Consider the following 19,903-nt stretch of genomic DNA (forward strand, 5'->3'; position numbering starts at 1 on the left):
GAGAGGCTGGCGCAGATGTCTCAAACGCAGCAAGCAACCACGGTCGACGTGGCGATCATCGGCGGCGGGCTCGTGGGTGCCAGTCTAGCCTGTGCGCTGGGCGGCTTGATCGAGGCGGAACGAGCGCGTGCGGGTGAACGGGCGCCGTTGCGTGTCGCGATCATCGAACCCCAGCCGCTGCCCAGCGCCGGCGAAGCCAATGCCTACCAGCCCAGTTTCGATGCTCGTGCCAGCGCGATCGCCTACGGTTCGCGGCGCCACTTCGAGCGGCTGGGTGTCTGGTCGGCGATGGCGACGGAAGCGGCGCCGATTCGGCATATCCATGTCAGCGAGCGCGGTCACCTGGGCGCGACCCGGCTCCACGCCGACGAGCTCGGCGTCGAGGCGCTGGGCTATGTCATCCCCAACGCCTGGATGGGACGGACGCTGCATGCGCGTCTCGATTCACTGCCGATCGACTGGTACTGCCCGGCACGTGTCGAATCGCTCGAGGCCGAACGTGGCGGCTATCGTCTCGCGCTCGATACCGGCGAGATCATCCATGCCGGCCTGACCGTGCTGGCCGATGGCGGCCGTGGCGGCTTCAAGGAGCGCCTGGGCATCGAGAGCGAGCATCATCCGTACGAACAGACCGCATTGATCGCCAATATCGAAGTCAGCCAGGCACACGATGGCTGGGCGTTCGAGCGCTTCACGCGGGAAGGGCCGATGGCGCTGCTGCCGCTCGCCGGCCGCCGGATGGAGCTGGTCTGGACCCATCGGCAAGGCGAGGTGGAAAAGACGCTGGCGCTCTCCGATCGCGTGTTCCTCGAGCGTTTGCAGCAGGCGTTCGGCGACCGTGCGGGGCGCTTTCGCCGTGTGGGACAGCGGCACAGCTATCCGCTCTCCCTGGTCACGGCACGGGAGACGACCCGCCCGCATCTCGCCATACTGGGCAACGCCGCCCATGCGCTGCATCCGGTCGCCGGTCAGGGGTTCAACCTGGCGCTGCGTGGCGTCATGGACCTGGCGGCCGCCATCGAGTCGGCACGCGCGGAAAGCCGTTCCGCCGGCGATCCCGAGACGTTGGAAGAATTCGAGGCCGCGCGGGCGGCCGATACCCGGCAGATCGTGCGCTTCAGCGACGGTCTGATCCGCCTTTTCGGCATAGATCATGGTGCGTTGGGCCATGCCCGCGCCGCGGGGCTGGTCGGGCTCAACGCGCTGGGGCCGCTGCGCCGGACGCTGGCAAGGCGCGCGATGGGGATCGAACGGTAGGAAACACTGCCTAAATGGCTGCGTAGGCGAATCGCTGCGTTACGCGGTGCTGGAGCGCCAGCCCGGTCGGATCCTCACCTATACCCCATAGGCTCCGGTTGCTGCGCTCCGTGCGCCTTGCGTTTCATCCTGCTCGCCGATTGATTCAGCATTTCCGTAGGGAGCCAAAAGATGAAAAAAGATGATAGCGACGTGCTGATCATTGGCGGAGGCATCGTCGGCTCGACACTGGCCCTGCTGCTGGGGGAAGCCGGCTGGCGGGTGACGATCGTCGATGCGGCGTCCGCGCCCGAGATCGACGAAACCCTGGGGCAGGGCAAGCCGGCACTCCGCGTCAGCGCCCTGACCGCCGCATCGCAGCGGCTGCTGACGTCGCTGGATGTCTGGCCCTGGCTGGCCGCGCGTCGGGTGGCGGCCTATCGCGGCATGCAGGTCTGGGATGCCGAGGGCAGCGGCGAGATCGGATTCGATGCCGATGACGTGGGTGTCGACGCGCTTGGGCATATCGTCGAGAACGAGCTATTGCTGGCGGCGCTGGCGCGGCGCCTGCAGGCTTTGCCCAGCGTGGAGCGGCTGTCGAACGTGCGCTTGACCGGCTACGTTCGCGACGCCGGCCAGGCCGTGATCACGATGGACAATGGCGAACAGCGTCGGGCGCCGCTGATCGTCGGGGCCGATGGGGCAAACTCTCCGCTGCGCGGCATGGCGGGAATCCCGGTTCGTGAGCGCGATACCGGTCAGGCCGCCGTGGTCACCACGGTGCGCACCGGCATCGGCCACGGCGGTGTGGCTCGCCAGGCGTTTCTTGCCACCGGCCCGCTGGCCTTCCTGCCGCTGATCGTCGAGGGGCGGGACGATCACTGCTCGATCGTGTGGTCGACCACGCCCGGCGAGGCCCGGCGACTGACGGCGCTGGGCGAGACCGACGAAGGGCGAGACCGTCTAGGGGTCGAGCTGGCGCAGGGGTTGGGAGGGCGATTGGGCGATGTCGAGGTCATCGACGCGGCACCCCATTTCCCGATTACCCAGCGTCACGCCCAGCGCTACGTCGACGATGGTCTGGCGCTGGTCGGCGATGCGGCCCACAGCCTGCATCCGCTGGCGGGCCAGGGCGTCAATCTCGGGCTGATGGACGCCGCTGTTCTCGCCGAGGAGTGGATCCGCGCCCGGCACCGCGGCGCCCCGCCGGGGGACAGGCGCATCCTGGCCCGTTACGAGCGTCGCCGGCGCAACGACAACGCGGCCATGCTCGCCGCCATGCAAGGCTTCCAGCGACTGTTCGGTAGCCGCCAGCCGGCGCTGCGGCTCGCCCGCAACTGGGGCCTTTCCGGTGTCGATCGGCTGATGCCGGTCAAACGGCTGTTGATCCGCCAGGCATTGGGCGAATATGGCGACCTGCCCGAGCGGTGTCGGTAATCGACCCCTGTCGTGACCCGCCGAAGTTGTGACTCCTCTAAGCTGTGACCCGCCGAACCAAAACGGCTGCCCGATAGGCAGCCGTTTCGCGTCTTTCCAGTCTGATTCCGAGGCGCCGCTCAGGGGGTGGTGCTTTCGCCGCTCTTGGCACTTTGCCCCGATCGAGGCCGCTGCACCACATTGAGCGCCTTGAGCAGGTTCAACGCTTCGCCCAACTGATAATCGTCGGCGGCGACCGGGGTATCGGGATCGTCCATCGCCTGATCGGCATCGCCGTTCAGCAGGTGGCCGCGAAGACTGGATTCACGCAGCTGGAATCCGCTGCTCTCTTCGACTTCCAGCCGCCCGCGCACCACGCGGACATCCGGGGCGATGCCCTCGGCCTGGATCGAGCGGCCGCTGGGGGTGTAATAGCGCGCGGTGGTGAGCTTGAGACCGTCGCCGTTGCCGAGCGGCATGACCTGCTGCACCGAGCCCTTGCCGAAGCTGCGGGTTCCCATCAGCACGGCGCGGCCCTGATCCTGCAACGCACCGGCGACGATCTCCGCCGCCGAAGCGCTGCCGCCGTTGATCAGCACGACCAGCGGCACGTCGGGAGCGGTCGTCTTGGCGTGGGCGGTGAATCGCATGTCATCGTCGGCCAGCCGGCCCTTGGTATAGACCACCAGGCCGCTGGAAAGGAATTGGTCGGCGACGTCGACGGCGCTGGAGAGCACGCCGCCGGGGTTGTTGCGCAGATCGAGTACCAGGCCTTCGAGCGGCCCGGACTTCATCAGTGACGCCAGCGCCACGCGGGTCTGTTCGCCGGTCCGGCTCTGGAACTGGCTGATGCGCAGATAGCCGTAGCCGGGCTCCAGCAGTCGGCTGGAGACGCTCTCGGACTGGATCGATTCGCGTGTCAGCGTCACGTCGCGGGGTTCCTGCTCGCCGTCGCGCAGCAGCAACAGTTCGATATCGGTGCCGGCCTCGCCGCGCATCAGGTCCACGGCTTCCTGCAGGCTCAGATCGTTGGTCGGGGTGCCGTCGATGGCCACGATGCGATCGCCCGGTTGAACGCCGGCGCGGGCGGCGGGGGTGTCGTCGATCGGGGCGATGACGGTGAGCTGGTCGTCACGCAGGCCGACCTCGATACCCACGCCGCTGAACTCTCCTTCGGTGGTTTCGCGCAGGTTCTGGAAGGCGTCGGCGTCGAGATATTCGGAATGCGGGTCGAGCTGGCTGAGCATGCCGCGCATGGCGTTGCGCAGCAGCGTCTTGTCGTCGACCTGCTCCACGTAGGTGCGCTTGATCCGCTCGAAGACCTCGGCGAAGGTCTGGACATCCTCGACCGGCAAGCCGTTGGCGGCATCCTGCTCGGCCTGGCTGAGCGCGTTGTCGGTCTCGACGTCCTGCGCCTGGGCGGCGGGAGCCAGGCCCGTGGCCAGCACCAGCGTGAACAGCAGCGAGCCGAGAAGCGCAGGGGCGGAAACCGTCTTCGGCGTGCGACGTGCTGTCGGGCAGGTCTTTTGGGCGAGCAGACCTGTACCGAAAGGCCGTGGGTTCGGGCGGCTTGAATTCATGCAGTCTCCGCGACTCGAGCTGGATAGATGCGTTGCCGGCGCCGATCTCGACACGCCGAACCCGATAGCTGCGGCGTATGGAAAAGCGTCTGACGACACCGAGCCGGTCCGAGAACGGAACGGCGTTTGATAACCCAGCATAGCGTTTCGCCGGGTCGATGATCCAGCGCTCGATCAGCCTTTGCCGATCCAGTTGCCGGGGTTGATCGGGTTGCCGTTCTGGCGCACCTCGAAATAGAGCGCCGGACGCGACTGGCCGCCGGTATTGCCGACGGCACCAACGGTCTGCCCGTTGGCGACCTGCTGGCCGGGGTCGACGTCGATCTGCTGCAGGTGCGCGTAGAGCGTCAGGATGCCATCGCCGTGATCGAGAATCAGCAGGTTGCCGAAACCGCGCATCCAGTTGGCGAAGACCACCCGGCCGGCATGCACGGCCTTGATGGCGGTTCCCGACGGCGCACCGATCAGGATGCCGTTGCGATTGACGCCGTCGCCGCTGCCGTAGCTCGACAGCATCGACCCCTGCACCGGCCACGGCAGATCGCCCTGGGTCTTGCGGATGGCGGTGGAAGGCGGTGGCTTCTTCAGGCTGGCCAGCTCCTTCTGCATGCGATCCAGCAGGCGCTCGACGTGCGCGCGATCCTGGTTGAGATCCTCGAGCCGTGCCTGCTCGCTGTCATAGCGCCCGTCGAGCCTGGCGACCAGCGCCTGGCGCTCCTTCAGGCGCGATGCCAGCTGCTGGCGCTGCCCCTCGAGATCGGACTGCACCTCGCTCAGCCGCGAGCGGCGCTGATCGAGCGCCGCCAGGTTGTCGTCCAGTTGCCGGTTCAGCGAGCGGAGCTCTTCGAGTCGCTGCTGGCGGGCCGACGACAGCGCATTGAGATAGTGCTGCAGCCGATCGACTTCGGCCGGATCGTCCTGGTTGAGCAGGAGTTTCAGCTGGGGCGTGGTGCCGAGGCGATAGAGCGCATCGAACTGGCGTGCCAGCGCCTCGCGCTGCTGTTCGCGATCGGCGGCGAGCGACTGACGCTGCTGCTGAAGCTTGTCGACTTCGCCATCGAGCTGACGGCGCTCGGCCTGCAGGGCATCCAGACGCTTGTGGGTCTGGCCGATCGCCGTTTCGACCTGTTCCAGCTCATCCTGGGCGTCGCCGCGGGCAGCCTGGGTCTCTTCCAGCTTGCCCTGCAGCGCCTGAATGTCGGTTGCCAGGCTATCCAGCCTGGCGCGGGCTTCCCGGGGGTTGGCCTGGCCGAAAACGGGGCCGGCCAGCAGCAGGCTGCCGACCAGCAAACAGACGATGCCACCGCTGATCGGGCCACGCCGAAAAACAGGCCCGTCCTGCTGGCGACTCACGTCGGGCGGACCCTGTCATGGCGAATGAAGTGCGGTATGCCGACGTCACGCATCATCGATCAGTACGTTACCGGTCATCTCTTGGGGAACGGGCTGATGCAGCATGTGCAGCAGTGTCGGCGCCAGGTCGCAGAGCCGCCCGTCTGGCTTGAGGCTGACGGACTTGTTGCGGCCGGCCTGGTTTTGGCAAACCTGATTTTGACAAACATAGACCAGCGGCACCATGAACGTGGTGTGAGCGGTATGCGGATTGCCGGTTTCGGGGTCGACCATCATCTCCGCATTGCCATGGTCTGCGGTCACCAGGCACTCGCCACCGGCCTTCTGGATCGCCTCGACGACGCGGCCCAGGCAGACATCGACGGCCTCGATCGCCTTGGTGGCGGCATCGAGATCGCCGGTATGGCCGACCATGTCGCCGTTGGCGTAGTTGCAGATGATCAGGTCGTACTTGCCATCCTCGATCGCCTTGACCAGCGTGTCGGTCAGTTCGAAGGCGCTCATCTCCGGCTTTTCGTCGTAGGTCTTGACGTCTTTCGGCGACTGGATCAGCGCCCGGTCTTCGCCCTCGAACTTGGCCTCGCGGCCGCCGGAGAAGAAGAAGGTGACGTGGGCGTACTTCTCCGTCTCGGCGATACGCAGCTGGGTCAGGCCGTGGCTCGCGGCCACTTCGCCCAGCGTGTTGACCAGATTCCGGGGCGGGAAGGCGACCGGCGCGTCGATGTCGTCGGCGTACTGGGTCAGCATCACCAGCCCTTTGCCGGCCAGCTGGACGCGCTTGCCGCGATCGAAGCCGTCGAAGTCCGGATTGACGAATGCACGGGTCAGCTCGCGCGCGCGGTCGGCGCGGAAGTTGAGAAACAGCGCGGCGTCGCCATCGGCCATGACGATCTTGTCGCCGTTGGGGCGCACGGCGGTGGCGCTGACGAATTCATCGGTCTCGCCACGCTCATAGGCGGCGGCCAGCCCGGCTTCGGCACTCTCGGCGACGTAGTCGCCTTCGCCGAAGCGCACCACGCGGTAGGCCTTCTCGACACGATCCCAGCGATTGTCCCGGTCCATGGCAAAGTAACGCCCGACCAGCGAGGCAACGAAGCCGTTCTCGGCGCCGACCAGCTCGGCCAGCCTGGCGTTGGCGCGCTCGATCGAAGCACCAGCGCTCTTGGGTGCGGTGTCACGGCCGTCGGTGAAGGCGTGCAGGTAGATTCGCTTGGCCCCGCGTGCGGCGGACAGCTCAGCGACTGCCAGCAGATGGTCTTCATGGCTGTGTACGCCACCGGGGGAGAGCAGCCCCATCAGATGGACGGCCTTGCCGTTGGCGACGGCGTCGTCGATCGGCGCGGTCAGCGCTTCGATCGTCTTCAGCTCGTCGTCTTCGATCGCCTTGGTGATACGGGTGAAATCCTGATAGACGATTCGCCCGGCGCCGATGTTCATGTGGCCGACTTCGGAGTTGCCCATCTGGCCGTCGGGCAGGCCCACGTAAGGGCCGTCGGTATGAATCAGAGTGTTGGGATAATCGCGCTTGAGGCGATCCATGACCGGTGTGTCGGCGGCGGCAACGGCGTTGTTGGCACTGTTGTCGTTCTGGCCATAGCCGTCGAGAATCAACAGCGCGACGGGACGCGGAATGCTGGAAGTATCTGCCATGACAAGCCTCGAAAAATCGGATGAACGGGGTGAGTCGTGTCGGAACCTAGCGTTTGGAACCAGAGAGACTGGAAGCTGTCATTCTGGAATCAAGGCTTCAGAGGATAGCGCACCCGGCGAGTCGGGTCAGCCATCCGGCGGGAATGGCACGCCCGCCGTCCTTGCCTCGTTTCACCGACGCCCTCGTGTATAATGGCCGGCGCCCGCCAGGAGTCTGCCGGGCTTGGCCGATCGTCGCGAGAAAAACGGATTTTGAGTCAAGTTCATCGATCGGATAAGGCGAATAGCCCGCTATTTAACGCATCCGATCGAATGAAGTTGGCCAAAAGCCCGGAATTCGCAGCAGATCAGTGCTAAGCCCGACAGGCTCCTAACGGGCCAGGATTTTCAGCCGTTCGCGTCCCGAGCAACCAAGGCGCCATGCCGGATTGCAAGACGCGGTTTGACGCAGACGCGCCAAGGGCGGAGTCGCACGCCATGCCGGCGTTTTGCGATCCCATTGGCCCCAGAATTAGAGTGTCGGCAGACCCATGATCGATCAGTTGTTCGAATTCGTCGAAAACCACCCGCTGCTGGTCAGCGCCTTCCTGGTCGTCCTCCTCGCCTGGTTGGCGTTCGAGGCCAAGCGTGGCGGTGCCTCCGGTGTCTCCACCAACGAAACCACGTCGCTGATCAACCGCGAAGACGGCGTGGTGATCGATATCCGCGAGAGCAACGAGTTCAAGGCGGGCCACATCGCCGGCGCCAAGAACATTCCCCAGTCGCGTCTCAAGGATCGCCTGCCGCAAATCGAAAAGCACAAGGACACCCCGGTGATCGTGGTCTGCAAGCAGGGCCAAACATCGGGCGCTGCGGTGACCGAACTCACTCAGGCGGGCTTTTCCCGGGTCTACAAGCTCAAGGGCGGCATGGCGCAGTGGCAGGCCGACGGCCTGCCGGTAGTGCGGCGCTAGAGGCCGGGCACTCATTCACGCTAGTCATTCAGGAACGTAAAGGAAACGCATCATGGCGGAAGACAACAATCAGCAGGGTTCTCAGGGCGGTTCTCAGGATAAGCCGCAGCTGCAGTTCTCCCTGCAGCGCATCTACGTCAAGGACATCTCGTTCGAATCGCCCAATGCGCCGAGCGTGTTTCAGCAGCCGTTCAAGCCCAAGGTCGGGCTGGATCTCGATACCACCAGCCAGTCGGTCGGCGAAGATCTCTACGAGGTCGTGGTCAAGGTGACGGCGCAGGTGTCGAACAACGAAGACGGTGCCACGGCGTTTCTGGTCGAGGTCGAGCAGGCCGGGTTGTTCCGTATCTCCGGCCTTGCCGGCGACCAGCTGGATCACACCCTGGGCGCGTTCTGCCCCAACGTGCTGTTTCCCTATGCGCGTGAGTGCATCGACAGCCTGGTCGGCCGTGGCAGCTTCCCGCCGCTGATGCTGGCGCCGGTCAACTTCGAGGCGATGTATGCCCAGAAGAAGCAGCGCACCGCCCAGGCCAGCGAAACCACGCAGTAAGCCCATGGCCAAGCCGCGTATTCATGTCGCCGTCAGCCTCATCGCTGGCGGCGATGTCGTTCTGCCCGAGGGGCCGGCTCGCCATGTGGCGCTGGTGCTGAGGCTGCGCGAAGGCGCACCGCTGACGCTGTTCGATGGCGCCGGCCACGAGGCGCAGGCGACGCTGGTCGAAGTCGGTCGCAAGCGAGTCGTCGCGCGCATCGAGCAGGTGAGCGCGGGTAGCGGGGAATCGCCGTTGCGCGTGCATCTGGGCCAGGCGATCTCCAAGGGCGATCGCATGGACTACGCGATCCAGAAGTCCGTCGAGCTCGGCGTGGCGGCGATCACCCCGCTCTATGTCGAACATGGCGACGTGCGCCTCAAGGGCGATCGCGAGACCAGGAAACTGGCGCATTGGCAAGGCGTGGCAGTGAGCGCCTGCGAACAGTGCGGGCGCGCCAGCGTGCCGACGATCCACCCGCCGCAATCCTTAGCCGAATGGCTCGGCGAACGCGACGAGAGTTTGCGCCTGGTGCTGCATCCCGCCACCGACGACAGCTGGCAGCAGGCGGAGGCGGTCGACACCGTCGCGTTGTTGATCGGTCCGGAAGGCGGGCTCAGCGACGCCGAAGTCGACGCTGCCCGCCGCGCCGGCTTCCAGGCGCTCACGCTCGGGCCGCGCATTCTGCGTACCGAGACCGCACCGGTCGTCGCACTGACGCTGCTGCAGCATCACTTCGGCGATCTGTAGCCGAATCCTGCCCGCCTCGAAAAACACCCCGCCATCCGGTGTCCGGCTGGCGGGGTGTTTTCGTTGCGAATCGCTGACGGCTGCTGGCGTACGGCTGGGTCGGGCGATTACAGCTCGAGATCGTACTCGACGATCAGCGGCGCGAACTCGCTGAAGGTCGCCTCGGTGTCGATCCAGGCATCTTTCACGTTACGCCGGAAGTTGGGACCGACGATCTGATAGTCGAGGCGCCAGCCTTCCTGGCGGGAGCGCGGCACTTCCTGGTCGAGCTTGGGCCACCAGGTGTACTGGTTGGCATCCCGATTGACCTCACGGAAGGTATCGATGAAGCCGGTCGGGCCGAACACCTGATCCATCCACGCCCGTTCTTCCGGCTTGAAGCCGGGCGTCGTCTGGTTGTCGGCCCAGTTGGCCAGGTCGAGCGTCTTGTGCGCGATGTGCCAGGTGCCGCAGATGATGTACTCGCGACGCTTGCGAGCCATCTTGTTCAAGTACTCGAGATACTGGGTCATGAACGTCTGCTTGGCGGCCGGATCGTCGTCGCCGCTCGGCATCAGGAAGGTCGCGACGCTGAAGCGGTCATAGTCCGCCTGCAGGAAGCGCCCTTCGTTGTCGCACTGCTCGAAGCCCAGACCATACATGATGGCCTTAGGGATCTTGCGACAGTAGAGCCCGACCCCGGAGAAGCCATCCTGCTCGGCGTCCAGGAAATAACCTTCGTAACCTTCCGGGTAGAGAATGCTGTCATCGAGCTCGAAGCTCTTGGCCTTCAGGTTCTGCACGCAGACGACGTCAGCATCCTGTTCGGCCAGCCAGTCGAGAAAGCCCCGCTCGACGGCCTCTCGGATCCCGTTCACATTGATGCTGGCGATTTTCATACAGTGTTCCTTCTTTGTCGCGCGTGTATGATACCCGAGCTTGAAAGGTTTAGGTAAATGACCGCTGCGTCAGGCCAGGACGATAGCAATCTTCAATAAACATGAGGCAATAGGGAGACCCGGGGTGAGCGTCGAGATTCAGCCGTATCAGCAAGAGTTCATCGAATTCGCGATCGCCGAAGGGGTATTGCGCTTCGGTGAATTCACGCTCAAGTCCGGTCGTGTCAGTCCCTATTTCTTCAATGCCGGTCTATTCCGTTCCGGCCGTGCACTGGCCCGTCTCGGACGTTTCTATGCCAGCGCCATTGCCGACAGTGGCATCGAGGCCGATGTACTGTTTGGTCCAGCTTACAAGGGTATACCGCTGGCGGCGAGTGCAGCCGTTGCTCTGGCCGACCACCATCAGCGCGACATGCCCTTTGCCTTCAACCGCAAGGAAGCCAAGACTCACGGTGAAGGCGGCAACATCGTGGGTGCCGAACTGCGTGGCAACATTCTTATCATCGATGATGTCATCACGGCTGGCACGGCGATCCGCGAGGTCATGCAGATCATCAACAATGCCGGAGCCCAGGCCGCGGGTGTCGTGATCGCGCTCGACCGTCAGGAGCGTGGTCAGGATGCCAACGGCCTGAAGCCGCACAGCGCGATCCAGGAAGTCGAAGCGACGTATCATATGCCGGTTGTGAGCATCGTCAACCTCGACCAGCTGCTCGCCTATCTGGAAACGCGCGAACCCCGCAGCGGCGAAGATGGCGCTTCCATTGCCCAGCATGCCGAGGCGATCCGCGCCTACCGGGATCGCTACGGCATCACCAGCGACCGCTGATCCTTCGGCCCGTGACGAGACGGGCCTGGATGGCACTCGCGCCTGCTACGATTAGCCGCAGCCTCGTCGTCGTATGATGCGTTACAAAAGGTTTAAAAACAGCGTTTGATAAACTCGAAAATTATGCCACGCTTACGCCGTTAGTCCAACGCGATTTGGCGCCAATTTCGGGAGACGCATCATGATCAACCGCAGCAGGATCAAACCCTGGGGCTTTGCCCTTGCCACAGCGACCTTCATGTTCGCCAGTCAGCAGGCGATGGCGCTGAGTGTTTCCGCCAACGGCGGCGACGACTCCTTCGGTGTCGAAGCCAGCCAAACCATCTTTCCCACCTTGCGAGCCGGCGTCGGCTACCTGAACACCGATGACAGCGGTCACAATGCCAAGGCCTACTCGGGTTCGCTGATGTTCACACCGTGGCTGCCGGGCATCGACCTTTCCGTGGGTGGGCGTTACCAGTATCAGGATACCCACTATGGCAACGGTGGCGGTCTGGGGCTCGGCGGTTCCGCATTCGTCGATACGCCCATCCCGCTGACCTCGATCGGTGGCTACGGCTTCTACACGCCGGAAGGGCTGGCCCACGGCGACATCGACAAGAGCTACGAGTACGGCGCCCAGGCGCGGGTCAACATCATCTCGCAGACCTACGTCTACGGCGGCTATCGCTACATGCGTACCGACTTCGATAACGACAACGGCCATACGCTGGATAGCGGGCCGGTATTGGGCGTCAGCGTCGGGTTTTAAGCTATTCTGAGCTACGAGCTACGAGCTACGAGCTACGAGCTACGAGCTACGAGCTACGAGCTACGAGCTACGAGCTACGAGCTACGAGCTACGAGCTACGGGCTACGGGCTACGGACTACGGGCTACGCCTGGCGCCGGTTTCGGGGCGCTATGGAAAACAATCGGCGTCCCTTCCTGAGAGCCGGCTTCGGATTCTGTAGCGGGGGCCGGCTTCGGGGCTCTGGAGCGAGAGCCGGCTTCGGGGCCCTATAGAGAAAGACGCCGATTGCGTATGATGCGAGAGTTACCCGCCTCCGAGTCGGCCGCCATGCTTGATATCGTGCTCTATGAACCCGAGATTCCGCCCAATACCGGTAATATCATCCGGTTATGCGCCAACACGGGCTTTCGCCTTCACATCATCGAACCGATGGCTTTCGAACTCGATGACAAGCGCCTGCGGCGTGCCGGGCTCGACTATCACGAATGGGCGCGGGTTCAGGTCCATCCCAACTGGGCCGCGTTCCTCGAGACCGTCGGGCCGGAGCGCGTGTTTGCCGTCTCGACCCGTGGCCGCCACGGCTACCACCATATCCATTTCCGCGAAGGCGATGCCCTGGTCTTCGGCCCGGAAACCCGTGGCCTGCCGCAGTCGATGCTCGAGGCGCTGCCGCCCGCGCAGCGTCTGCGTATCCCCATGCTGAAGGACAGCCGCAGCCTCAATCTCTCCAACGCCTGCGCCATCATCGTCTATGAAGCCTGGCGGCAGCTGGATTTTGCCGGGGCGGTGGATCTCTAGCGTTGTTGAGGCGTCAGTTATCCAGCCTCCGCATCATGAACACACTGTAGGGATCTTCGACGTAGTCGCCGAACGGTTCGCAATAGGTGAATCCGAACGTTTCATAAAGCTTTCGGGCCGGGGCGAAGTGATCCATCGGGCCGGTCTCCAGACTCAGCCGCTGCAGGCCGGCGGCACGCGCCTCCTCGATCAGGTGCGCCAGGATCGCCCGCGCCACTCCCTTGCGCAGGTGGGCCGGATCGGTGCGCATCGATTTGATCTCGGCGTGCGTATCATCGAGCCGCTTGAACGCGCCGCAGCCGAGCAGCTCGTTACTTTCCCAGGCGGTGTAAAAGTGAACCTCCGGGCGTCGCAGCCCGTCGAGATCCAGCGCATGGCGGCTTTCCGGCGGTGAGTGCGGCTCGAAGTCCTTGAGGTGGGCTTCCAGCATCGCGGCGATTTCAGGGCCGCGTAGATCATCTCTTTTGATCTGCATGAGGTGTATCATTCTCGCTTTGTTGTTTTGACTCTATCGTTCCGATTCTGTCGTTCTCTTTCTCGACGCTGCCTTCACCTCTGCGATTCTGCCCCCATGTCCGATATTCGCCAACGTCTCGCCAAGCTCAATCCGCGCCAGCAGGAGGCGGTGCGTTTCATCGATGGCCCGTGCCTGGTGCTGGCGGGTGCCGGTTCAGGCAAGACCAGCGTGATCACCACCAAGATCGCCTACCTGGTCCAGGAGTGCGGGATGAGCGCGCGCAAAATCGCTGCCGTCACCTTCACCAACAAGGCGGCGCGGGAGATGAAGGAGCGCGTCGGCCAGATGCTCAAGGGGCGGGAAGGGCACGGTCTGACCGTATCGACCTTCCACAATCTGGGGCTCAACATCATCCGCCGCGAGCTCAAGACGCTCGGTTTTCGCCCGGGCTTTTCGCTGTTCGATCCGGAGGACGCCAAAGCGCTGCTGCGCGATCTGATGCAGAAGGAAGCGGACACCGACGCCGAGCAGATCAACGCGGTGCAGAACCGAATCTCCCAGTGGAAGAACGATCTGGTGCTGCCCGGGCCGGCGATCTCCCACGCCGCCGACGAAGACGAGCAGTACGCCGCACGAATCTACGAAGCCTACAACCGCCATCTCAAGGCATATAACGCGGTGGACTTCGACGACCTGATCATGCTGCCGGTGGTGCTGCTGCAGACCGACCCAGAGGCGCTGGCGCGCTGGCGCAAGCGCATCCAGTACATGCTGGTCGACGAGTATCAGGACACCAACGTCAGCCAGTATCAGCTGGTCAAGATGCTGATGGACGAGCGCGCGACGTTCACCGTGGTGGGGGATGACGATCAGTCGATCTACGCCTGGCGCGGTGCAAGACCGGAAAACCTGGTGACCCTCGGCGAGGATTTTCCGCGACTCAACGTCATCAAGCTGGAGCAGAACTACCGCTCCACGGCGACGATCCTGCGCGCCGCCAATACGCTCATCGCCAACAATCCGCACGTCTACGAGAAGACGCTGTGGTCCGACATGGGGCAGGGCGATCCGATTCGCGTGGTGGTCAACCGCCACGAAGAGGCCGAGGCCGAGCGCGTCGCCGGCGAAATCCTGACGCGCCGGATCAAGGAACGCGCCGAATGGCGCGACTTCGCCGTGCTCTATCGCGGCAACTTCCAGGCAAGGCTTCTGGAGCTAAAGCTGCAGCATCACCAGATTCCCTGCAAGCTTTCCGGTGGCACCTCTTTCTTCTCGCGCAACGAGATCAAGGATTCGATGGCCTATCTGCGACTATTGATCAATCCTGACGACGACAACGCCTTCCTGCGCATCGTCAACGTACCGCGCCGCGAGATCGGGCCCGGTACGCTGGAGAAGCTCGCCAACTATGCCTCTGAGCGCGGTGCCTCGATGTTTGCCGCCTGTCACGAGCTGGGGCTCGAGCAGGTATTGCCGACCCGCGCCGTCGAAAGGCTAGGGCGCTTCGCTCACTTCATCGACGGCGTGCGCAAGCGCATGGATCAGGGCGACGCCATTGCCGCCATCCGCGAGATGATTCGGGACATGGATTACGAAGCCTGGCTCTACCAGAACGCCAGCGCGCCGACCATCGCCGAGCGCCGCATGGCCAACGTCTGGACACTGATCGACCAGCTCGAAAAGTCGATGCATCGCGACGACGAGGACGGCGAAGCCAGCGAGGAGACCGACGACGTGCAGTCGGCCATTTCGCGGCTGGTGCTGCGCGACATTCTCGAACAGCAGGCCGAAGAGGACGACTCCGACCGGGTCCAGTTGCTGACTATGCACGCTTCCAAGGGCCTCGAATTTCCCCACGTCTATCTCATGGGGCTGGAAGAGGAACTGCTGCCGCACCGCAACTCTATCGAATCCGGCACCGTGGAGGAGGAGCGGCGACTCGCCTACGTCGGTATCACCCGCGCCCGGCGCACGCTGACCCTGACGCTCGCCCGCCAGCGCAAGGCCTACGGCGAACTGCTCGACTGCACCCCGAGTCGCTTCTTGGACGAGCTGCCGGCGGACGACCTCGAATGGGAAGGGCGTGCCGACAAGGAAAACCCCGAGAAGAAACAGGAGCGGGGCCAGAGTGCGATCGCGGGCCTGCGATCGCTGCTAGGCTAGAAGTCATTCGATGCCCATCCACGCCGACAAGAGATGCCGATGAACACCACCGAGCTGTGGCAACAGGCCCGCGATGAGGCAATGGCGATCTCGCGCCAAGAGCCGCTGCTGACCCCGTTGATGTTAGGCGCGGTGCTCAACCGCTCGACGCTGGGTGCCGGTCTGGCCTATCGACTGGGGCAGCGCTTAGCGCATCCCGATCTGGCTGCCAACCAGCTGATCAAACTCTTCGACGAACTGCTGGACGACGATCCTGGCATCAGCGATGGCATTGGGCAGGATCTCGCCGCCGTGATAGAACGCGATCCGGCGATTCGCCAGGTCACCGAGGCGCTGCTCTATCTCAAGGGGTTTCATGCGCTGACGGTGCATCGGTTCGCGCACGTGCTGTGGCAGACCGGGCGCCGGCAGATGGCGCGTTACCTGCAGAGCCGCAGCTCCGAAGTGTTCCAGACCGATATCCATCCCGCCGCGCGGATCGGCAATGGCGTCTTCATCGATCACGCGACCGGGGTCGTCATCGGTGAAACCACGGTAATCGAAGACGAGGTTTCGCTGCTGCAGGGCGTCACGCTCGGCGGGACGGGGAAAGAAGCGGGGGATCGCCACCCGAAGATTCGGCGAGGCGTGTTGATCGGCGCCGGAGCCAAGGTGCTCGGTAATATCGAGATCGGCGAAGGCGCCCGGATCGGCGCCGGTTCGGTGGTACTCAAGGCGGTGCCGCCTCATACCACGGCGGTGGGCGTCCCGGCCCGGATCATTGGCGACGCCGGTTGCGCGGCACCGTCGCGGGAAATGCAGCATTGCCTCGACAAGCCGCGTAATTCGCAAACGTCGGCGCAGCCCGCTCCCTCCAGCAGCAAGCTCTGTTGTGGGCGCTAGTGCGGCGATGCTAGCAATCTAGCCTCCGGCGATCCGAGAGAAAGCCCGCTAGGTCGACGCTATCCAGCGCGTCCAGCCACGCCACCGCGAAGCTCCCCGGCCCGTGAGCCGTTCGTTCGGCCTGCTCGGCGGCTGCAGCCGCGTGGGCATGAGCGGCGACCATGGCATCCAGCGGCGTGTCGGCGACCGCTAGATAAGCGGCGATCAATGCACCCAGCGCGCAGCCGGTTCCCGTCACCCGAGGCTGCCACGCACTGCCGCCGGCAAGGCTGATCGTGATCGGGTAGGTATCGGTGGTCGAGCGGCCCAGCAAGCGGTCGACCCGTCCGGAAATCGCGATGCCTTCCGCATGAGCCAGCAAATCATTGGCAGCGGCAAGCGCATCCTGCGATTCGTGCCGAGTATCGACCCCGTGGCCACGAGCGCCGGCCTCTGCCAGCGCCATAATCTCCGAGGCATTGCCGCGCATCACCGCCGGGCGACTGGTCATCAACTCGAGACTCACGTCTCGCCGCAACGGCAGCGCCGCCGCCCCGACCGGATCGAGTACCCAGGGCCTCCTGGCCTCGTTGGCGGCCTGGCTCGCTCGTCGCATCGCCTCCAGGCTCTCCGCGTTGGGCGTGCCCAGATTGATCAGCACGGCGTCTGCTGCTGCGGCCAGGCTCCCGGCCTCCTCGGGATGATCGGTCATCGCTGGCGAAGCGCCTGCCGCCAGTAACGCATTGGCGATGAAATTGACGGTGACCTGATTGGTCAGGCAATGCACGAGCGGTGCCCGCTCGCGCAGCCGTTCACGTGTTGCCAGCAGGCGCTGCTGCCACTCACTCGTCTGGAGCGGTGCCTCGGTCATGCCGTCACTCGCTTTCATCGACGATGTAGTCGACGGCTGCCTTGACCTCGCCATCGGTGAGGTCCGCGTTGCCGCCCTTGGCCGGCATGCCGCCGACGCCGTTGATCGCATTGGCATACAGCTCATCCATGCCTTCGTCGATCCGTGACTGCCAGGCGTCGTTGTCGCCGATCTGCGGCGCGCCACCGCCGTCATGACAACCGGCACAGTTGTCCTCGAAGATGGCTTCACCGTCGGCGGCCTGAGCCTGGACTGCCAGCATCGAGGTCAGCAGGGCAGCCGTTAACGCCAGGGGGAGTTTCAAGTTCATGTTGGCCTCATCGTCATCGGTCGAGACATCCGTTTATCGTGTTGTCGGGTCTTCAGTATAATCATGCCCTGCAGACGCGAAAGCCGTCGCGACCGCGATGACGCCCTGGCTGGACAGCCAATGGCCGAGCGGTTAGGATGGCGCGCTGTTGGCAAGCGGCTCTGGCTCTCCTGGGGCTATCCTTGGTCACCCAGGTCATCGCCGCACCGCCACGTCATTGCGCGCCCATAGCTCAGCTGGATAGAGTACTGCCCTCCGAAGGCAGGGGTCGAAGGTTCGAATCCTTCTGGGCGCGCCATTTAAAATCAGTCACTTAGCGATATTCTTAGATACCTCTTCCAGACTGATTCTCGCGCCTGTAACCACTCTGGTAATCACAAAGCGCAATCCCAAAGCTTTCGATGATCGTTTTTCGCCCACTTTTTTAGCTCAGGGCAAACGCACGAAAGCGCCTATCACAATCACATTCCTAATAGCTTCTAACTAAAATTCCGTTTCGCTGTCATATCCTCGATGCAATCCTCGTTGCGACGATCTTCGCATCGGCAACCAGCGCAGTTTTCCGCTCATTGGCGTCATGCAGATTTGCACAGCGGTAAAGGTGGGATTTCCCATATTAAGGCGTGGTCAGAGCGGCCATACCTTGGAGTGCCTGCCGCCGCCACAATGTCGAAGTGACGCGCAGGCTGTCGGGGTTTTCTCGAAGTGGGGCACTCGCCGACTAATCCCCATCGCTGCTATCGGAAGCCAGCGACCACTACACTTCCTGCTTTGATCGGCTCACGTCTCAGACAGCCATATCGCACCGCGTCGGCAGCGTGGTCCGGGCCGGTACTCTCCAGGTCTTCGACGCGCTTCTGGTCACGGGCGAGATAAGGCACGGTGTCCCAGAAATACTTGCAGTGCCGGGCGATATACAGCCCAGGGCGATCAGGTTTCCCCGCTTCGGCGAGTAGGCGGCGCATGATGTTCCAGCCGGTCAGGCGATCCGCCTTGCGTGCTGGCTCGAAGGTCACTCCCTCCTTTCGGAACTCGTCGGCAATGCTGCCAGCCCCGGAGCCGGTACGGGCGAAGATGGCATCATCAGCCACACCCTTTGGCTTCACGTCCCATTCAAGGCACCACTTCCTGATCTCGTCAGCCAGAACGGGAACGGTCCAGCCTAGCCCCGCGTTCAGGTTCTCCCGCCGGTTGGTCGCCAGCTCATCCACCAGGACAATCGAATCTCTCGCGTAGTGCTGACCATCCGGCCCGATGCCACCAGGTGACACGGCACAGATGTAGGTCACTGACGGGGCGCTGGAGCCGAAGTCGTGGCAGAGATAGACGATCCAGTCTTCGGGGATGTGATCCCACGGGGCAGTGGCGTTGCGGTTCTCGTCGATGACGTTGGCGAAGTACGCGCCACGGTTTACCGCCCAATCGCCATCAACCCACGCTCGCAATAGCTCGGGATCGTCCGGGCACGCGCTCTGGAGTTGGTCACGATACTGCGCGGTGTCGATGAATTGATTGCCGATGAAGGTCGAGGGCGCGTAGATCCACTGGCGTTTCGACTTGCCTTCATAAAACGGCTTCCACGGCTTCTCCTGAAAGACGTAGCGCTTCGCCAGCCAATGATGCCCAGGGCCGCCGGGGTTGGCTGCCACCACGACTCTGACCGGCATATCGGCGGGGCCGCGCAGGTTGGATCGCATGATGTCCAGCAGGTCGGGCAACGGATACTGTCCGGCTTCATCCACCATCAGCAGGGTGAAGGATCGGCCCTGATACTTCGTGTAATCGGCGTGGCTCTCAAGCTGGCCCAGCTCCATATAGCCGTTATTGGGGAAGCGCCAGACGTGCTCCCCGGCGTTGTAGCGTGCGCCCGTGCCGTAAACCATGCCGAATAGCTCGCGGGTAATCAGCTCGAAGTCAGCAAGCCCCTTGTAGGTTCGCCGAAGATAGAGAATCCGGGCGCGGTCGCCGTACATTTCAACGTGACGCATCGCCAGCAGTGCCAGGGTGTACGACTTGCCGCCACCACGGCCACCGCCCAGGAACACGTCGTACTCCTCGGGCAGTTGCAGCACTTTTTGCTGAAACGGGTTAAGGCTAATCGTCTCCACGATCCACCTCCCCGTTAATCACCTTGGAAAAGTCCTCGACGGACTGCGGCCCCGGTAGATTGAATGTCACTGATACTCGGTTGGCCAGGTCGCCTTGATCGCCTTCGCGATACCCGTGGCGGCATTTCAGCAGGAAGATGGACGCCGTGACGTTACCGGCCCTTGCCTGCTCCATCAGTGCGCCGTGCAGCTCGCCATGCTCACGCTCGCGGCCTTCATCCAGCGCCTTTTGAATCTCGGGGTAGTTCTCACGCCAGGCGCGGAACAGATCGGCGGAAATGTTCAGCCCGTGGGCGATGCCCTTGATCGAGACGCCGTTCTTCGACATCTCCAGAACCTTGTCAGCAGTGTGCTTCGGGGGTTTCTTCTGTGAAGCGGTACACTTCACGCGGTCGGGTTTACCAGCCATAACGAATCTCCTAAATCCC

General features: G+C 63.6%; 19 protein-coding genes and 1 tRNA gene. 11 read left to right on the top strand and 9 right to left on the bottom strand.

Annotated elements, in window-relative coordinates:
• Positions 1-15: 15 nt before the first annotated feature.
• Together ubiH and ACWHY3_RS00240 are read left to right on the top strand one after the other, a co-directional pair.
• On the top strand, positions 16-1,257 hold the full coding sequence (gene ubiH, locus ACWHY3_RS00235; RefSeq protein ID WP_448127324.1) for a 2-octaprenyl-6-methoxyphenyl hydroxylase: 1,242 nt from the start codon (positions 16-18) through the stop codon (positions 1,255-1,257).
• Positions 1,258-1,428: 171 nt separating this feature from the next.
• Entirely contained in the window at positions 1,429-2,673 is a 1,245-nt protein-coding gene (locus ACWHY3_RS00240; protein ID WP_448127325.1) for a UbiH/UbiF/VisC/COQ6 family ubiquinone biosynthesis hydroxylase, read from the top strand.
• Between the two features lie 119 nt (positions 2,674-2,792).
• Here ACWHY3_RS00240 and ACWHY3_RS00245 read toward each other — a convergent pair whose 3' ends face one another.
• The 3 genes from ACWHY3_RS00245 to gpmI form a co-directional block, all read right to left on the bottom strand.
• Positions 2,793-4,232 (bottom strand): S41 family peptidase, encoded by a 1,440-nt coding sequence (locus ACWHY3_RS00245; RefSeq protein ID WP_087720623.1) that lies wholly within the window; start codon positions 4,230-4,232, stop codon positions 2,793-2,795.
• 174 nt (positions 4,233-4,406) lie between these two features.
• Entirely contained in the window at positions 4,407-5,585 is a 1,179-nt protein-coding gene (locus tag ACWHY3_RS00250) for a murein hydrolase activator EnvC family protein (RefSeq protein ID WP_256961357.1), read from the bottom strand.
• A 45-nt stretch (positions 5,586-5,630) separates the two neighbouring features.
• The gene (gpmI, locus tag ACWHY3_RS00255) at positions 5,631-7,235 is read right to left on the bottom strand and encodes a 2,3-bisphosphoglycerate-independent phosphoglycerate mutase (protein ID WP_087720622.1); all 1,605 of its coding nucleotides are present in this window, start codon (positions 7,233-7,235) and stop codon (positions 5,631-5,633) included.
• Positions 7,236-7,765: 530 nt separating this feature from the next.
• Between gpmI and ACWHY3_RS00260 the strand changes: the two genes are divergently transcribed.
• From ACWHY3_RS00260 to ACWHY3_RS00270, 3 genes are read left to right on the top strand one after another with little or no spacing between them, the layout of a single operon-like run.
• Positions 7,766-8,188: a rhodanese-like domain-containing protein gene (locus tag ACWHY3_RS00260; protein WP_087720621.1), complete on the top strand. Its 423-nt coding sequence runs from the start codon at positions 7,766-7,768 to the stop codon at positions 8,186-8,188.
• A 52-nt stretch (positions 8,189-8,240) separates the two neighbouring features.
• Positions 8,241-8,738, top strand: coding sequence for a protein-export chaperone SecB (gene secB, locus ACWHY3_RS00265; RefSeq protein ID WP_332779394.1), 498 nt, complete (start codon positions 8,241-8,243; stop codon positions 8,736-8,738).
• Positions 8,739-8,742: 4 nt separating this feature from the next.
• Positions 8,743-9,468 carry a 16S rRNA (uracil(1498)-N(3))-methyltransferase gene (locus ACWHY3_RS00270; RefSeq protein WP_332779395.1) on the top strand — a complete coding sequence of 242 codons (726 nt, stop codon included), beginning with the start codon at positions 8,743-8,745 and terminating at the stop codon, positions 9,466-9,468.
• A gap of 107 nt (positions 9,469-9,575) precedes the next feature.
• On the opposite strand, the gene ACWHY3_RS00275 is transcribed toward ACWHY3_RS00270, so the two are convergent.
• Entirely contained in the window at positions 9,576-10,346 is a 771-nt protein-coding gene (locus ACWHY3_RS00275; protein WP_448127326.1) for an exodeoxyribonuclease III, read from the bottom strand.
• Between the two features lie 124 nt (positions 10,347-10,470).
• Here ACWHY3_RS00275 and pyrE point away from each other — a divergent pair, with 124 nt between their 5' ends.
• The 3 genes from pyrE to trmL all read left to right on the top strand — a co-directional run bounded on the left by pyrE (position 10,471) and on the right by trmL (position 12,705).
• Positions 10,471-11,175, top strand: a complete 705-nt coding sequence (gene pyrE, locus ACWHY3_RS00280) for an orotate phosphoribosyltransferase (RefSeq protein ID WP_087720305.1) — start codon at positions 10,471-10,473, stop codon at positions 11,173-11,175.
• 181 nt (positions 11,176-11,356) lie between these two features.
• Positions 11,357-11,926, top strand: a complete 570-nt coding sequence (locus ACWHY3_RS00285; protein WP_448127327.1) for a YfaZ family outer membrane protein — start codon at positions 11,357-11,359, stop codon at positions 11,924-11,926.
• Positions 11,927-12,234: 308 nt separating this feature from the next.
• A complete protein-coding gene (trmL, locus tag ACWHY3_RS00290; protein WP_448127328.1) occupies positions 12,235-12,705 on the top strand; it encodes a tRNA (uridine(34)/cytosine(34)/5-carboxymethylaminomethyluridine(34)-2'-O)-methyltransferase TrmL in 471 nt (156 codons plus the stop codon).
• A 13-nt stretch (positions 12,706-12,718) separates the two neighbouring features.
• Here the strand turns inward: trmL and ACWHY3_RS00295 are convergent, their stop codons facing one another.
• On the bottom strand, positions 12,719-13,180 hold the full coding sequence (locus ACWHY3_RS00295) for a GNAT family N-acetyltransferase (protein WP_448127329.1): 462 nt from the start codon (positions 13,178-13,180) through the stop codon (positions 12,719-12,721).
• Between the two features lie 96 nt (positions 13,181-13,276).
• Here ACWHY3_RS00295 and rep point away from each other — a divergent pair, with 96 nt between their 5' ends.
• Together rep and cysE are read left to right on the top strand one after the other, a co-directional pair.
• Positions 13,277-15,325: a DNA helicase Rep gene (gene rep / locus ACWHY3_RS00300; protein ID WP_332779407.1), complete on the top strand. Its 2,049-nt coding sequence runs from the start codon at positions 13,277-13,279 to the stop codon at positions 15,323-15,325.
• A gap of 39 nt (positions 15,326-15,364) precedes the next feature.
• Positions 15,365-16,207, top strand: coding sequence for a serine O-acetyltransferase (gene cysE, locus ACWHY3_RS00305; RefSeq protein ID WP_448127330.1), 843 nt, complete (start codon positions 15,365-15,367; stop codon positions 16,205-16,207).
• Between the two features lie 10 nt (positions 16,208-16,217).
• Here cysE and thiM read toward each other — a convergent pair whose 3' ends face one another.
• The gene (gene thiM / locus ACWHY3_RS00310; protein ID WP_448127331.1) at positions 16,218-17,057 is read right to left on the bottom strand and encodes a hydroxyethylthiazole kinase; all 840 of its coding nucleotides are present in this window, start codon (positions 17,055-17,057) and stop codon (positions 16,218-16,220) included.
• A gap of 4 nt (positions 17,058-17,061) precedes the next feature.
• Entirely contained in the window at positions 17,062-17,367 is a 306-nt protein-coding gene (locus tag ACWHY3_RS00315; protein WP_448127332.1) for a c-type cytochrome, read from the bottom strand.
• Between the two features lie 221 nt (positions 17,368-17,588).
• On the opposite strand from ACWHY3_RS00315, the gene ACWHY3_RS00320 reads away from it, so the two are divergent.
• Positions 17,589-17,665: transfer RNA gene (locus ACWHY3_RS00320), tRNA-Arg, on the top strand.
• A 439-nt stretch (positions 17,666-18,104) separates the two neighbouring features.
• On the opposite strand, the gene ACWHY3_RS00325 is transcribed toward ACWHY3_RS00320, so the two are convergent.
• Together ACWHY3_RS00325 and ACWHY3_RS00330 are read right to left on the bottom strand one after the other, a co-directional pair.
• Positions 18,105-19,475, bottom strand: coding sequence for a phage terminase large subunit (locus tag ACWHY3_RS00325; protein WP_448127333.1), 1,371 nt, complete (start codon positions 19,473-19,475; stop codon positions 18,105-18,107).
• Positions 19,462-19,884: a hypothetical protein gene (locus ACWHY3_RS00330; protein WP_448127334.1), complete on the bottom strand. Its 423-nt coding sequence runs from the start codon at positions 19,882-19,884 to the stop codon at positions 19,462-19,464. Before ACWHY3_RS00330 ends, ACWHY3_RS00325 begins: the two co-directional genes overlap by 14 nt.
• Positions 19,885-19,903 lie beyond the last annotated feature (19 nt).

The sequence above is a fragment of the Salinicola sp. NYA28a genome (assembly GCF_976982775.1).